This window comes from Alienimonas chondri (assembly GCF_013036045.1).
Taxonomy (GTDB): Bacteria; Planctomycetota; Planctomycetia; order Planctomycetales; family Planctomycetaceae; genus Alienimonas; species Alienimonas chondri.
The window spans coordinates 1-14,922 of sequence record NZ_WTPX01000120.1 but is presented as its reverse complement, the minus strand read 5'-3'; the positions used below and the strand labels follow the sequence as shown (position 1 = coordinate 14,922).

Sequence of the window (14,922 nt, the reverse complement as noted above, 5' to 3'; positions counted from 1 at the left end):
GGGCTGCTGTCGGCGGGGGGGACGACGTTCGGGATTCTGGCGAACATTCTGCCGGTTCTGCTGACCGTCGTGGGGTTCGCCGCGGCGGTGCATTTGCTGGCCCGGTTCGCGGAGGAGGGGGCGCTGTGCGGCGATCGCAAGATCGCAGCGAAGCGGGCGTTCATCGCGACGGCGCCGGCGGTCTGGCTGACGCTGGGCACGACCGCGATCGGTTTCGGCTCCCTGCTGGGCGCCAACAGCGACGCCGTCCGCGGCCTCGCTGTGCAGGCGGCGACGGGGCTGATCTGTTTGTCGTTCTCCACGCTGGCGGCGTTCGGGGCGCTGGCCGGGCGGTTCCGTCCGCCCCGGATTCTCAATGCCCGAACGGGATGGAACCCTGCCGTGCCGATCGGCGGGTGGGCCGCGCGTCACCCTGGGCCGATCCTGCTCCTCGGCGGGGCGGCGGCGATCGCCTGCGGCTTGGCCGCCGCGGGGTCCTCCCGGTTCCTCTGGCCGGAGCCGCTGGGCTGGCGGGGGCTGGCGGTCGATTCTCGCATGCTGGAGACCTACGACGAAGACCACCCCTCGGCTCAAAACGTGCGACGGGTGGAGCGGGATTTAGGCGGGGTGATCGCGGTCGAAGTTCTGCTGTTCGCTCCGCCGTCGGAGGAGGGCGACGCGGCGGCGGGCGAAACGGGCGGTCTGCTGGACCCGAGGGTGTACGCCGACGTGCTCAGCTTCGCCGCGAAGGCCCGCGGAATGCCCGGCGTCCTCGGCGTGCGGGGCTATCCAGATTTGTATCAGCGGGCGATCTCCGGCCTCCGTCGCGATCCCTCCGCCCGTGCCGACGCGCCGACCGGGGACGCAGCCGCCGACCAGTTGCGACAGGCCGGCGCTCTGCTGGAACGCGCGGCGCCGGGGTCGGTCGATCCGTTTCTGGCCGACGACGCCACGGCCGGCCGGGTGGTGGTGCGGGTCGCGGATATCGGAACCGCCGGCACGTTGAGACTCGCCGAGCGGCTCGAAGAGGCGCTCGCCGACCGCTTTCCGCAGGACGATCCCAGCCGCAACCCCCGGGGCGTGCACTGGCGATTGACCGGCGACGGCTACGTCAACGCGGCCGGCATGGATCAGTTTATCCGTGATTTTATGGGCGGCCTGGCCGTCGCCACGGCCGTGATCTTCGTGATCATCGGCCTGCTGTTCCGCAGCGTGCGAGCCGGGCTGATCTCGATGATCCCGAACCTCACCCCGCTGGTGCTGACGCTCGGTTATATGCGGCTGCGGGGACTCGACTTAAACGCCGGCAACGCAATCGTGTTCGCGGTCGGGCTGGGCGTGGCGGTGGACGATACGATTCATTTCCTCGCTCGATTTCGTGAGGAATTGAAACGCGACGGATCAAACCGCGACGACGGCGGATCGAACGCCGTGGCGGAGGCCGCGTCGCGCACCCTGGCCGCCAGCGGCCGGGCGATCGTGCTGACGACCGGACTGATCCTCGCCGGCGTGTCCGTGCTGCTCTGGAGCGACTTCGTCCCCACCCGCCGCTTCGCGGAACTCACCTGCGTGACCCTCGCCGCCGCCCTGATCGGCGACCTCGTGCTGCTGCCCGCGGCATTGGCGGCGTTTTGGAAGCGGAGTTGAAGGAGTCCGATTTCGCCCGACGGCGGCGTCGCAAGTCTACGGCTTTCAACATTCTTTAAATCGTTTCCACGCCGCGAACGATGCGAGCGAACAGAGAACGGGCGCCAGGACGAAGTTGTGGAAGTAAAATCCCGCGGATCGCACAGGCCTCTGCGGTTCCGGCGTATCGAAGTAGTCGAGCCAGTAGAACACGACCGCCGTCGCGCATGCGGCGCCGTACAGGGCGATGAATAAAAGCAGAACGATCCCGGCGCTTCGCTTGAACCGCGTGACGGCGTCGACGGAACGATCGTCTGCGGCTGCGGTCATTCTTCCTCCCCGCCGATCGGGGGATTCGGCTGGAAGACCGTGCGCCCCGCGGAAATCAGTCCGACGACGGACGTGAGGATCACCAGACAGAGGACGGCCAACAGCCCCCACATCCACGGCTCCTGGGCCGCCTCGTTCAACTTAAACCGACCGCGCGACCACGCCGCGGCCGCCGTATAGCCCAGCCAGAGGCACAGGCCCACGAGGGGCAGGCACATCAAGCCGAGGATCAGTCCGCGGATCCGCCGCAACACGCTGCCGCGCAGATCGCCGCAGGCGTCCGTGGGCGCCGGCCGCAAAGGTCCGCGTCGCAGGCGTTTGACGATCCCGATCAGGCTCAGAACCGGAACGGCGAATGAAAACGCCGCCACCGCGATCCAAAGCGGAACCATCCACCAGGCGTCCGCGGCCGACCAGGCCACCGCCCGGCGAACCTGCTCCCACACCAGCGCCCCGCACCAAACGACGAGCGCGGACAGACCGCAACCGAGCGCCCCGACGAACGTCATGCCGAACAGCATCGCGACGTGACCGAGCCAATCGAGCGCGGTCGGCCGGCGTTCCACGGACGGTTCGATCAGCGGCTCGGCGATCGCGGGCATCATCACGCCGCATTTTAACCGGTTACGACCGCTTCACCGCAACAGTCAATTGAGGGGGTGGCGGGTCGGTTCGCAGATGCATCAAGCGTCCCGGGCGCCTGATGCATCCGAGACGCTGCGTTCACGGGTTCGATGCTGATGCGCAGAGACTTCGTCGCCCGAACTCTTCTTCTCCACCCGCCGGTTCGCGGGACTGACCTGCGTGACCCTCGCCGCGGCCCTCATCGGCGACCTCATCCTGCTGCCGGAGGCAATGGCGGTGTTTCGGGAGCGGACGCCGTCAGTTTTGTTGAGGCCACAGTCGTCGATAAACCCGCCAGAACGCGATCGGCGGAACGGCGAATCCGAGGACGGAGAACGCTACGACAATCCAGAATAGAGGCGTTCCCGCTTCCCATCCCTGCGGCGCCTGTCCGCGAAAGTATTCCACCCACCAGAAGATCAGAATTGCAACGAACGCCAGCCCGGCCAAGCCGACCGCAGCCATTATCGCGGCGCTGACCGCGTTCTTGAATCTCGCGGCGGGAGACAGGTCTTGGCGGTCAGGGGCGCTGTCCATCGGAATCCGCGTGAAAGGCGAACGCTCCCTCGCATATCAATCCTCGTCCGTGCTCAGGACGCTGAGGAAGGCTTTTTGGGGGATCTCGACGCTGCCGAAGCTGCGCATCCGTTTCTTGCCCTCCTTCTGCTTTTGCAGGAGCTTCCGCTTGCGGCTGATATCGCCGCCGTAGCATTTCGCGGTGACGTTTTTGCGGAAGGCGCTGATCGTCTCCCGGGCGATGATGCGGCCGCCGATCGCGGCTTGAATCGGGATCTCGAACTGGTGCTTACTGATCTCTTTCTTCAGGCGTTTGCATAACTGCCGACCGCGGTTGTCGGCGTTGGACTTATGCACGATCGTGGCGAGGGCGTCGACTCGCTCGCCCTTGACCATGATGTCCATTTTGACGAGATCCGCGGCTTTGAAGCCGATCACCTCGTAGTCCATGGTGCCGTAGCCGCTGGTGACGGACTTCAGCTTGTCGTACATGTCGTAGACGATCTCCGCCAGCGGGAGTTCGTACGTCAACTGAGCGCGGTCGGGGCCGAGGTATTCCGTATTCTTATATTCGCCCCGACGGTCGGCGCAGAGCTGCATGATCGGCCCGATATGATCCTTTGACAGGATGAAGTTCACGCGGGCGATCGGTTCGCGGAACTCCTCGATGACGCCGGCGTCCGGCACGTCCTGCGGGTTGTCGATCTTATAAACGTCGCCGGACCGTTCCTCGATTTCATAGGTGACGTTCGGCGCGGTCTGGATCAGGTCGACGTCCTGCTCGCTTTCCAGGCGCTGTTGGACGATCTCCATATGGAGCATCCCCAGGAACCCGCAGCGAAAGCCGAAGCCCAGGGCGTCCGAGGTTTCCGGGGCGTAGGAGAAGCTGCTGTCGTTGAGGGCGAGCTTCTGCATCTCGTCCCGCAGCTTCTCGAAGTCCCGCCCGTCGATCGGATACATGCCGCAGAAGACCATCTGCTTGGGCTTCTGATAGCCCGGCAGCGCTTCGGCCGCGGGGCGGCCGGCGTGGGTCACGGTGTCGCCGATCGTCACCTGATCCAATTCTTTGATCCCGGTGAGGATATAACCCACCTGGCCCGGACCCAGCGATTTGCATTCCTTTCGCAGCGGGGCGAATTGGCCGATCTCGATTACGTCGTGATCGCTGCCGCCTCTCATGAAGCGGATCGTGTCGCCCTTTTTGACGGTGCCCTCCTTCAACCGGACGTAAGTGAACACGCCTTTATAGGAGTCGTATTTGCTGTCGAAGACCAGCGCCCGCAGCGGAGCGTCCGGGGCGCCCTGGGGGGCGGGGATGCGTTCGACGATCGCGGCGAGGCAATCCTCGATATTCAGGCCCTTTTTGGCGCTGACGCGGACGGCGCCGTACGGGTCCAGACCGAGAACCGTTTCCACCTCTTCCAGCACGTCGTCGATCCGCGTGACGGGCAGGTCGATTTTATTGACGACCGGGATGATCTCCAGATCCTGCTCGATCGCCGCGTAGGCGTTGGCGACGGTCTGGGCCTGCACGCCCTGGAAGGCGTCGACCAGCAGCAGCGCGCCCTCGCAGGCGGCGAGGCTGCGGGAGACTTCGTAGTGGAAGTCGACGTGCCCCGGCGTGTCGATCAGATTCAGTTCGTAGGTCTCGCCGTCGGTATGTTTGTAGCGGAGCGCCACGGTGCGGGCCTTCACGGTGATGCCGCGTTCCTTCTCGACGTCGAGGTCGTCGAGCAACTGCTCTTTGAACTCTCGCTCCGTGATGGCCCCGGTTTTCAGCAGAAGCTGATCGGCCAGGGTGCTCTTGCCGTGGTCGATATGGGCCACGATGGAGAAGTTGCGGATGAAACGCGGGTCCATCGGGCGGATGAGTTCGGTGCGAGAGGTCGGGATCGTTTCGGCGTGGGTCGCCGCGACGGCGAGGTTCCGAAACGGCGGGTCTCCGGGGCGGAGGGACTCCGAGCGGCGGAGCGCCGACGCTGGGGGGAAGGCGCCGGACGCGGCGGGGGACTGTATCGAGGGGGACCGGACCGGTCGAGACCCCCGTGACCGTCCGCCGGTCCGATCGAGGATCGTTCCGGCGCCGCCGGCGCTGTCGTCAGCGCTTTGATGAACCGAACACGGTTTCCGCCGCCGCGTGGATCCACGTGCGTGGCGAAGTCGCCGCGGGGCCATCCGCGGAGGAGTCGGAGATCGCCTGCGTCGCGGCACGGAACTGGCGCCGTCCCCGGCTTCTGGCGACGGTCCGCGGATCCCACGCCCGGGATCGCGAAACGGGGTCTTTCACGCTGAGAGCGTCCAGTTCCCCCAGCAGCTCGCCGGCGTCGGCGGGGCGGGTGCGGGGATCGTAGCGAACGCACCGCAACGCCAATTCGATCAGCTCGTGACGAGCCGCACAGTGATCGAGCCGGTCGATGGCCGTCGCGATATCGCCTTTGCGGGCTTTCTCGATGACCGCATCCGCCTCGGTCACGTCGCGCGCCTGCTCCCCGGTCAGGATCTCCACGAGGATCAATCCGAGACTGTAAACGTCCGCCGTCGGGCCGACCCGGCGTCGGCGAGCCTGCTCCGGCGCCATGTAGGGCAAGCTGCCGATCAAGGTCCGGGGCGCGGTCCGTCCGTCCAGCAACCGCGTCGCACCGAGAGGCCGGCTCTGGGGGGCGGGGGGGAGGACGAAGTCGGCGCTGTCGGCGAGAGCGGCGCTGCGGAGCATGAAGGTTTGGTCGGCCTCGGTAACCGAAGGCTCCGCCGATGTCTCGTCCATGATGACGGTGAAACCGACGTTGTCCGTTTCCGTTTGTGAAACCGCGGGAGCGTGCAATCGGCCGTCCGAGGTCTGCGTGAGCGTCCAGTCCTCCATCAGCGCATCGACGTCGAACGAATCCGCGATGAGACGCCCATGTTCGTCGCAGGGATCCGCGGGCAGACCGGACATACAGGCCATGCCGAAATCCAGCAGGAACACCCGGCGTCGGCCTTTCGCATCCGCGACCCGGACCATCATGTTCGACGGTTTGATGTCGCGATGAATCACTCCTCGGGCGTGCGCGCGGGCGACCGTCTGCACGATCTTGCGGAACATGCGCAGCCGGCCGTTGCCGGTCCCGAGGGCGTCGCAGCCGGCCCGCCCGAGGCGGCGCCGGGAGTCCAGCAGTCGCTCGAACGTCTCGCCCACGATCAGATCGGTGATGATGTGGGCGTCTTCATGCCGCGTGGGAGGACGATACTCATAGAACCGCGGGACCGCGGGATCGCCGAAGGCGTGCAGGATCGCCGCTTCCCGCGCAAACCGCGACAGCAACTGCGAGTCCGCCGCGGCGCCGGGCAGCAGCGCCTTCACCGCGACGATCCGCCCCCGCGAGGAACGCCCCTCGATGTGCACCTCGCGGAGATCGCGGGCCGCCCACACCGCCCCCATCCCCCCGCGGCCGAGCAAACCGCTATTGCCGTAGGACGGCTCGATCTTCAGGTGAGGCGGCAGCGCCGGCGGACGTTCCGCCAGTCGTGAGGATCGAATCGCGGCGTCGCGCTGGGCGCGGTCGTCCAACGTCTGATCGTGCGGGCAGATCGTGGTCGGGATGTGCGGAGCGATGAGGTATCGGACCTCCTCCTCCGTCGGCGCCGCTCCCGCCCCCGGCGTCAGGGAGCCGTCCCTCGCGGACCGGACCGTCAGCAAATGATCGAACCGTCCCAGATAGTCCTTCGCCTCGACGGCGACCCCGGCGATCCGACGGCGTTCGGCGTCGAGACCGATCAGGACGTGCAGCAATTCCAAACGATCCTGCCGCGGGGCGGCGCCTAGCGCCTCTTCGATGCCGCGGCCTTGGCCCGCGTCCCAAGTTTGTTCGAAGCGATCGGCCAGCCGCTCCAACCTCGCCCAACGACTCTTCCCAATCTCATCCGGTCCGTGCTTCGGCTTCGGCTTCGATCCGCTGGCCGACCTCAATGCAGCCTCTGCCGACTCCGGTCGTTTCGCCGAAGCGGGCCGATCGTGTGACGGGGAAGCGGACACGTCATCGGGGGGTTGGGAGAAGTCCATCGCCCGGTCCCCTCCATTGTCGCCGGGCAGGCATCAGTATGAACGGATGCCGACGTCCACGGGAGGGGAAACGAGCGGTTCCCGGCGAAGAATCCGTCTCCCGCGGCAGCGAAGCCTGAAAACGCACTGTTCGGTCCTCGGCAAAGACGCCAGCACTCCTGCCATCGTCGGTGGACTCTGTACCCAGTGAGAGCACAGGGCATGCGGGAGTCCGAACGGCTGACGACGCGCGGTCCTCGCGTCCTCGTACCGGCGGCGGGGCAGGGGAGGTTCACCCCGCTGCGACGCCGTCCCGGTCGAGAGTATCGGCGGCGGTCCAACCGCTCATCATCACCATCGGCATCCCGGGACCGGGATGGGCGCTGCCGCCGGCGAAGTACAGGCCGGGCACCCGCGTGCTGCGGTTCGCCGGCTTGAAGGCGCCGAGATAGGTGCCGTGGCTGGCCAGTCCGTAGATGGCGCCGTTCAGCACGTGATACCGATCATGGATGTCCTGCGGAGTGAGGTGATGCTCGACCTCGATGCGGTCTTCGATGTCCTCCATCCCCGCGGTGGACTTGAGCTTGTCGAGGATCGTCTGCCGGTAGGCCGGGAACATCGTCCGCCAATCCTGACCGGGCCGCAGGTACGGCGTGTGAACCAGCACGTACAATGCTTCGCCGCCCGACGGAGCGACCCCGGGTTCGGTGACCGCGGGGGCGCAAACGTAGGCCGTGGGGTCCGGCGCCGGCTCGCCCTTGCGGTAGATGAATTCGAATTCCTCGTGCGGATCGCGGCTGAACACGAAGTTGTGATGCAGCAGATGGTCGTATCGCTTCATGAGTCCCAGATAAAGCACGACGCCGCTGCACGCCGGCTCGCGGTCCTTTTTGAGGAACTTGTCGGCGGCCGGTCCGTCGAGCAGTTCCTGATGGGTGCGGACGGTATCCGAGTTGGACACCACCGCCGCAAAAGAGTGCGATTCGCCGTCCGCGGTCTTCAAGCCGGTCACGCGGCCGTTCTCTCGGGTGATCTCGGCGACGTGCGTGCCCGGCATATATTGCACGCCCAATTCCTTGCCCAGTTTGACGAGCGCCTCCGGCACCGCACGGGTGCCGCCCATCGGGTACCACACCCCGCCGGTGGTCTGCATATCCGCGATCCCGCAGAGCACGGCGGGACTCTGGTCCGGGGCGCTGCCGACGTATTGCGTATAGTGGTCGACCATCTGCGCGACTCGACCTTCCGGGACGTAGCTGCGCACGGTGTCGGCGACGTTTTTGCCCATCTTCAACGCCCGTAGATCGCCGAGCACCTGAAGGTCGAACATCCCGCCCAGCTTCATCGTGTCCAGGATGCCGCCGACGTTCTTATAGAAGAAGAACCGCTCCGAGACGCCGTTGAGCCGTTTCGCATATTCAAGGAATGCGGCGTAGCCTTTCGCGGTGTCCTCCGCTCCGGTGAACGAGTCGAGATTTGCTTTCATCGCCGCCTGATCGGCGGTCAGGTCCAGCACGCCGCCGCCGGCCTGCTCGTCGAAAAAGCAGCGCCATTGCGGGTCGAGCGGGACGATCTCGCAATAATCGGCGAGGTCTTTTCCGGCTTCGGAAAAGATCCTTTTGAGAACCATCGGCAGCGTCAGGATCGTCGGACCCATATCGAACCGATAGCCGCCGTCCTCGTACACCGCGGCCTTCCCGCCCAGCCACGGGTTCTTATCAAACAGGGTGACCTTGTATCCCCGGGCGCCGAGCGTCGCCGCGGCGGCAAGACCCCCTAATCCGCCGCCGATGACCGCGACGGGCGTGTCGGACTTCTTCCCCGACTGCGGCGGAGCGGGCGGAGCGGAGAGGACGGGGGCGATCATCGCGGGGCGGCAGGGTTGATGATGACGTGAGCGGGGGCGAGCCGTGATTATTCGGCGTCCGGGACGTTCGACGTCTCGGAGGGCGGAGCCGACGACCGTTTTCGACGGGCGAGGCAGGCTTTTCCGAACGCCCAGCCGTGCTTCAAACGATTGAGAAGTCCGTCTGCATGAGCGGCCCGCAGATAGGTTTTAAAGAACTCGTCGGCGTCCTCGACCGGCGGATCGAGGTGCGGGCGCCACGAACTGGTCTGTTCCAGCACCGCCTTCGGCCGGGTCATCTCCACCAGGCCCGCGGGGCCGCGGGTGACGCCGAAGCCGCTCTCGCCGCGACCGCCGAAGCTCACTCGCGGGTCGGCGGTCGGGATCAAAAAATCGTTGATGACCACGCAGCCGGCGTCCAATTTCTCCGCGAAACGCCGTGCCGCCGCCGGCGGGCCGAAGACCGTGGCGCCGAGGGCGTAGGGGCAACAATTATCGCGGGCGCGGGCTTCGTCTTCGCCGCCGACTTCGATCAATGAGAGCACCGGAGCGAAGACGTCGGCTTTCAGGATCTCCGCCTGGCCGGGCACGTCGGTCAGCACGATCGGCATTGCCCGGGGCGGGGCGGGGCGATGGTCGATGGTTCCGCACAAACGCTTGGCCCCGCGATTGAGCGCGTCCTCGATCAATTCCTCCGCCGTCGCGGCGGCGGCCCGGTCGCAGGCCACGGGGGCGACGGTCGTGATTCGCTCCTGCAAAGCCTCCCGCAGACGTTCGGAGAGGGACTGATGGACGAAGACCCGGCGGGCCGCGACGCAGGTCGCCGACCCATTCCAAGTGAGGCTGAGGGCGAGGCACCTGGCGGCTAAATCGACGTCGGCCCCCTCCAGTATGAACGCGGCGTCGCAGCCGGAAAGTTCCATGGCCGCCGGGGTGAGGCTGTCGGCGCAGTCCGCCAGCACCGCGCGCCCGGTTCGCGCGGAACCGGTCAAAACGACTTTATTAACCCCCGCGTTCACGGCCGCTTCGCCCGCTTCCGCTTCTTCCCCCAGCACAGCCAGCACGCCCGGGGGCAGGCCCGCTTCGAGCAATAGATCACGCACCGCGGCGGCTGCCGGACGACTGCCTCGGCCCGGTTTAATGAGGACGGAATTTCCCGCGACCAGCGCCTGAATCGCCTGCGTCCCGGTGAGAAACAGCGGATAATTCCACGTTCCCAGAATCAAGACGACGCCGTGCGGGTCGCGGCGGTCCGTCAGCTTGACCCCGTACAGCCAGGCGGGGCGGCCGCGGTTGCCGCGACGCTTCGGCTCCAGCAGATCCTCCGCATTGCGTTCGAGGAATCGACAGGCCTCGCACAGCGGCAAGACTTCGGCGGAGAGGGTTTCCGCCGCGTCCCGTCGCACCGGGGAGGTCACGGCCGCGGTGAGGCGATCCGGGTTCTCCGCCACGAGCCGGCGGAACCGGGCGATGACGTCCAGCCGATCCGACAACGGCGTCTGCGCCCACGCCGGCTGAGCCGTGCGGAGTTTTTGCACGGCATAGCGGGCCACCTGCGCGGCCGGCACGCCGACGCTGCGACCGCCGATGATCCGCGGCGCCCGGGCAGCAGCCCGGGAACTCAGAGCGTGCGAGACGGACGGAACCTCGGAGGCGGCGACGCTCAAGCGGACGCCCCGGCCGGGGCTTCGACGGGCAGCTTGACCGACGGAACCTCCGGCAAGCCGTAGTCCTGGGCGAGCAATCGGGACGAGATACGGGCCGACTCGTAGATCACCGGCAATCCACTGCCCGGGTGGGTGCCGCCGCCGACCAGATAGGTGCCGTCGAGATCTTCAAACCGATTTCTCGGACGAAAGTGCAACATCTGCGTGAGGTTGTGAGCGAGGTTGAACGTCGCGCCTTTATGAATCTCGTAACCCCCGTCCCAGTCCGCCGGGGTGATCTGCTTCTCGAAGCGGATGCGGTCGCGGAGGCGCTTCACGCCGAACTTCGATTCCACCTGATCGAGCACCCGTTCGCGGAATGCGGGGGCGTCGCGGGTCCAATCCACGTTGGGGGATTCGTGGGTGACGGGGGCCAGCACATATAACGTCGAACAGCCCGCGGGCGCCAGCGACGGGTCCGTGACGCAGGCGTTCTGGACGTAGACGCTGGGGTCGTCGGAGAGAACCCGGTCGGTCTCGATTTCGCGGAGATTCTTTTCGTAGTCTTCCGCGATATAGATCGTATGGTGCGGCAGCTCCTGCTCCACGCCCTCGATACCGAGATACAGCATATAGGTCGAACAGCTGAACTTCTTCTTGTCGATCTTGGCGTCCGTCCAGTTCTTCCGCAGCCGATCGGGAACGAGCCGCGTCATCGCTCGCCCGAAGTCGGCGTTGATGACCAACGCATCGCAGGGCAGCGTTTCTCCCCCGGCTCCGGCGCCGCCGTCGGTCTCCACGGCGACCGGCTTTTTGCCTTGGAATTGCAGGCCGGTGACCTCCGTATCAAGCCGCAACTCGACCCCCAGTTCGACCGCGATCTCCGCCATGCGTTCGCTGACGGCGGCGCAGCCGCCGGTGGGATGCCAGACGCCGTGCTCGTACTCCAGGAAGCTCAGGATGCTGAACAGCGACGGGCACCGGAACGGGCTCATTCCCAGATATTTGCTCTGAAAGCTGAACGCCACCCGCAACCGCGGATCGGAGAAGTGCCGCTTCAGTTCACCGTCGAGGCTCAGCCACGGCCGCACCAGCGGCAACATCTTAGCGAGCGTCGGCGTGGCGAGATCCTTCCAACTGCTGAACGGATTCTCGAGGATCGGGCGAAACTTGGCGAGTTTGGTGCGGTTTTCTTCGAGGAAGTCGGCGAAGCGGCCCGCGTCGGCGGGATTGATCGCGGCGATCTGCCGTTCCATCTCCGCGACGTTCGGCGTCGCGTCCAGTCGCCCGCCGGATCCGAACTCCAATCGGTACTGCGGATCGAGCCGCGTCATCGGCACCTCGGTCATCAAGTCCCGGCCGACGGCGGCGAAGATCTCGCCCAACACCCTGGGGTAGAGGAAGAACGTGGGGCCGGTATCGAATCGAAACTGTCCCCGGGTTCCATCGCCGAGGCCGGCTTCGGCTTCGATCGAACTGGTGCGGCCGCCGGGGCGATCGCGGCGTTCCAACAGCGTGACCCGGGCGCCGGCATGGGCCAACAGCATGGCGCTGGCCAAGCCTCCGGGGCCGGCGCCGACGATCACGACGTGCGGTCGCTTCTCGGCTGGGTGATTCCGACCGCCGTCGAGCGCGGGCCTTTGGGGGGGCGCGGTGCGGGCGGTTCGAAGCATGGAGGGGCGGGCGGGGCAAGCGGTGCGACCCAGTAGTATTGACGTTCCGCTGCATTCGACACCCGTGCCCGCATCGATATGCGTCGGTTCAGCGGCCCTGAAGGACAAATTCGCGGGTCAGCCCGATCTGCCGGCGGTCGGATTTACGGCGTCGGGGGGGTACAACGGAGGGGTGAAACTCGAAGGAAAGACCGCCGTTGTCACCGGGGCCGCCGTCCGATTGGGGCGGGCGATCGCTTTGGATCTGGCGGAGCAGGGGGCGAACGTCGTCGTCCACTACGGTTCGCACGCCGACGAGGCGGCCGCGGTCGTCCGCACGATTCAGGAGCGGATGGGCCGACATGCGATCGCGGTTCAAGCCGATCTCAGCGACCCGGTCCGCGGCGCCGCGATGCTGTTCGACGCGGTTCGCGAACAGTTCGGCGGGGCGGATGTGCTGGTGAACAACGCCGCGATCTACGAGCCCGGCGATTTCGGATCGATCTCGGAAGACCACTGGGACCGGCACCTCGGTCTGAATCTGAAGGCGCCGTTCTTCCTCGCCCAACGGTTCGCGGAGCAGTTCGGGCGACAGTCTGCGGACGGCCGGACCGGCTGCATCGTCAACATCCTCTGCCGTCGAGCGACGCGTCCGACGGCGGAGGATCTCCCATACACTGCCGCGAAAGCCGGTCTGGCGGCGCTGACGAAGGGGCTGGCGCTGCGATTGGCGCCGTCGATCCGGGTCAACGGCGTGGCCCCCGGGGAGATGCTTCCGCCGACCGGCCGGCACGACGACCCGGTCGCCTGGGCCGAGCAAACCAGCCGGCACATCCCGCTCCGCCGGGTGGGCGGGGCCGATCCGGTCGCGAGCGCCGTTCGCTACCTGTGCGAAGCCGACTTCGTCACCGGCGAAACGATCCACGTCACCGGCGGCGACCACCTTTAACTGTCCTACTGACAGGCGAACCCATGTCGACTCCCGACCGCGTGATCGTCCGCGATCTGCTCTGCCGCGGCATCCTCGGCATTCATCCGGAAGAACGTACGACGCCGCAGGCGGTCGTGGTCAGCCTCACGCTGGAGTGCGACACCCGCCCGGCGGCGGAATCCGAGTTCATCGCGGACGCGATCGATTACAGCGCGGTCGCGGACAAAGCGCGAGCACTGGTCGAAACGGGCCGGTTCCAATTGGTCGAGACGCTGTGCGACCGCCTCGCCGCGGCCTGCCTGGAAGATCCCCGGGTGGCGGCCTGCGAAGTGAGCGTCGAGAAGCCGGACGCCCTGGCAGACGCGGCCGGGGTCGGCGTGACGATTCGCCGGGAACGGTACGCCCCCGGCGCCTGACGCTCCGGCGACGTCGGCCCCGGAACGATCACTTCGCCAAGCGCACGCCGCTGAACTGCCAGCGGGCGTCCGCCGGGAAGAAGTTGCGGTAGGTGGCGCGAATATGGCTCGCTGTGGTGGCGCAGGAGCCGCCGCGCAACACCCATTGATCGCACATGAACTTGCCGTTGTATTCGCCCAGCGCGCCGGCCGGCGGAGCGTAGCCGGGATAGGCGATGTAAGGGCTGGCCGTCCATTCCCACACCCCGCCCGCCAGCCCGGCGACGCCGTCGGCCGCAGGAAGAGCGGAGGGATGGAACCGTCCCCCGTCCGCAAAATCGCCTTGGGACGGGGCGAATCCGCAGGCGGCCGCGGCGATCTCCCACTCGTGCTCGGTCGGCAGTCGCAGCCCCGGTTCGGACAACGCAGCCCAGCGGGCGAACGCGTCCGCTTCATAGTAATTCACGTGACAGACCGGCTCCGCCGGGTCGATCGGCGCCATCCCGGAGAGCGTGAAGGTCCGCCACGGGCCGTCCTTCGCGCGTTCCCAATACAACGGCGCCTGCCACTCCTCCCGCTGCACCGCGGCCCACCCCGCCGAGAGCCACAGTTCCGGCCGACGGTAACCGCCGTCCTCGATAAAGGCGGCCCACTCCCCACAGGTCACGGGGCGATCGGCGATTTGGTAGCCGTCCCGCCACACGCGATGCCGGGGCTGTTCGTTGTCGTAACAGAACGCCCCGGCGTCGCGTCCGATCTCATACAGTCCTTCCTCGATCGCCGTGAACGACCTCGAATCCACTTGCAGCCCCGCCTCTCCGGTCGTCGCGGCGGTCTCCTGAGGCTCCTGATACGCCGGCCGCAGAGGGTTGCGCCACAGCGTATATTTGATGTCCGTCAGCAACAGTTCTTGATGCTGCTGTTCGTGGTTCAAGCCGACTTCGATCAGGCGGGCCGTCTCGACGCTTTCGTTCTCCGCGAGCAGCTCCGCCATATGGCTGTCGACGTGCTCGCGATAGTCAAGCACCTCTTCCATCGACGGCCGGGTGAGCAGCCCGCGGGCCGCACGGGCGTGACGGGGGCCCAGGGCGTTATAATACGAGTTGAACAGGAAGCCGAACTTCGGATGAAAGACCTGATACTTCGACAGGTACGGCTTGAGCAGAAACGCCTCGAAGAACCAGGTGGTGTGAGCGAGATGCCACTTGGCGGGGCTGGCGTCCGGCATTGGCTGCACGACGCAGTCCTCCGGGCTGAGCGGTTTGACCAACCGTTCGGAAAACGCCCGCACGTCGGCGTACCGCTGGGCCAGGGCGGCCCCGGTCAACGGCGTCGGGGCGGGCGGGGTCGTCTCAACGC

12 protein-coding genes are annotated in these 14,922 nt (G+C 66.6%); 3 read left to right on the top strand and 9 right to left on the bottom strand.

What is annotated here, in order from left to right; genetic code table 11:
* Nucleotides 1–1,626: efflux RND transporter permease subunit (locus LzC2_RS15875; protein WP_171188787.1), on the top strand; the 1,626-nt coding region annotated here is incomplete at its 5' end.
* Between the two features lie 45 nt (nt 1,627–1,671).
* On the opposite strand, the gene LzC2_RS15870 is transcribed toward LzC2_RS15875, so the two are convergent.
* The 8 genes from LzC2_RS15870 to crtI form a co-directional block, all read right to left on the bottom strand.
* A complete protein-coding gene (locus tag LzC2_RS15870; protein ID WP_171188785.1) occupies nt 1,672–1,935 on the bottom strand; it encodes a hypothetical protein in 264 nt (87 codons plus the stop codon).
* Entirely contained in the window at nt 1,932–2,537 is a 606-nt protein-coding gene (locus tag LzC2_RS15865; RefSeq protein WP_171188783.1) for a hypothetical protein, read from the bottom strand. Before LzC2_RS15865 ends, LzC2_RS15870 begins: the two co-directional genes overlap by 4 nt.
* A 280-nt stretch (nt 2,538–2,817) precedes the next feature.
* Nucleotides 2,818–3,096, bottom strand: coding sequence for a hypothetical protein (locus tag LzC2_RS15860; RefSeq protein ID WP_171188781.1), 279 nt, complete (start codon nt 3,094–3,096; stop codon nt 2,818–2,820).
* A gap of 36 nt (nt 3,097–3,132) precedes the next feature.
* Nucleotides 3,133–4,935, bottom strand: coding sequence for a translation elongation factor 4 (gene lepA, locus LzC2_RS15855; protein ID WP_171188779.1), 1,803 nt, complete (start codon nt 4,933–4,935; stop codon nt 3,133–3,135).
* Nucleotides 4,936–5,173: 238 nt separating this feature from the next.
* Nucleotides 5,174–7,087, bottom strand: a complete 1,914-nt coding sequence (locus LzC2_RS15850) for a serine/threonine-protein kinase (protein WP_171188777.1) — start codon at nt 7,085–7,087, stop codon at nt 5,174–5,176.
* 298 nt (nt 7,088–7,385) lie between these two features.
* Entirely contained in the window at nt 7,386–8,960 is a 1,575-nt protein-coding gene (locus tag LzC2_RS15845; protein ID WP_171188775.1) for a phytoene desaturase family protein, read from the bottom strand.
* A 47-nt stretch (nt 8,961–9,007) separates the two neighbouring features.
* Nucleotides 9,008–10,606: an aldehyde dehydrogenase family protein gene (locus LzC2_RS15840; protein ID WP_171188773.1), complete on the bottom strand. Its 1,599-nt coding sequence runs from the start codon at nt 10,604–10,606 to the stop codon at nt 9,008–9,010.
* Nucleotides 10,603–12,258, bottom strand: a complete 1,656-nt coding sequence (gene crtI, locus LzC2_RS15835; RefSeq protein ID WP_171188772.1) for a phytoene desaturase family protein — start codon at nt 12,256–12,258, stop codon at nt 10,603–10,605. The genes LzC2_RS15840 and crtI overlap by 4 nt, the downstream gene beginning before the upstream one ends.
* Before the next feature lie 172 nt (nt 12,259–12,430).
* On the opposite strand from crtI, the gene LzC2_RS15830 reads away from it, so the two are divergent.
* Together LzC2_RS15830 and folB are read left to right on the top strand one after the other, a co-directional pair.
* Complete coding sequence (locus LzC2_RS15830) at nt 12,431–13,186, top strand: SDR family oxidoreductase (RefSeq protein WP_171188770.1); 756 nt, start codon at nt 12,431–12,433, stop codon at nt 13,184–13,186.
* A 23-nt stretch (nt 13,187–13,209) separates the two neighbouring features.
* Entirely contained in the window at nt 13,210–13,584 is a 375-nt protein-coding gene (gene folB, locus LzC2_RS15825) for a dihydroneopterin aldolase (RefSeq protein ID WP_171188768.1), read from the top strand.
* A 28-nt stretch (nt 13,585–13,612) separates the two neighbouring features.
* Here folB and egtB read toward each other — a convergent pair.
* Nucleotides 13,613–14,922 (bottom strand): ergothioneine biosynthesis protein EgtB (egtB, locus tag LzC2_RS15820; RefSeq protein WP_206678749.1); only part of this gene is annotated, 1,310 nt, incomplete at its 5' end.

Excerpts from the sequence above, each read along its gene's own strand:
- LzC2_RS15870 (WP_171188785.1), bottom strand. The coding sequence starts at position 1,935 with ATGACCGCAGCCGCAGACGATCGTTCCGTCGACGCCGTCACGCGGTTC.
- LzC2_RS15865 (WP_171188783.1), bottom strand. The coding sequence starts at position 2,537 with ATGCCCGCGATCGCCGAGCCGCTGATCGAACCGTCCGTGGAACGCCGG.
- LzC2_RS15860 (WP_171188781.1), bottom strand. The coding sequence starts at position 3,096 with ATGGACAGCGCCCCTGACCGCCAAGACCTGTCTCCCGCCGCGAGATTC.
- lepA (WP_171188779.1), bottom strand. The coding sequence starts at position 4,935 with ATGGACCCGCGTTTCATCCGCAACTTCTCCATCGTGGCCCATATCGAC.
- LzC2_RS15845 (WP_171188775.1), bottom strand. The coding sequence starts at position 8,960 with ATGATCGCCCCCGTCCTCTCCGCTCCGCCCGCTCCGCCGCAGTCGGGG.
- crtI (WP_171188772.1), bottom strand. The coding sequence starts at position 12,258 with ATGCTTCGAACCGCCCGCACCGCGCCCCCCCAAAGGCCCGCGCTCGAC.
- folB (WP_171188768.1), top strand. The coding sequence starts at position 13,210 with ATGTCGACTCCCGACCGCGTGATCGTCCGCGATCTGCTCTGCCGCGGC.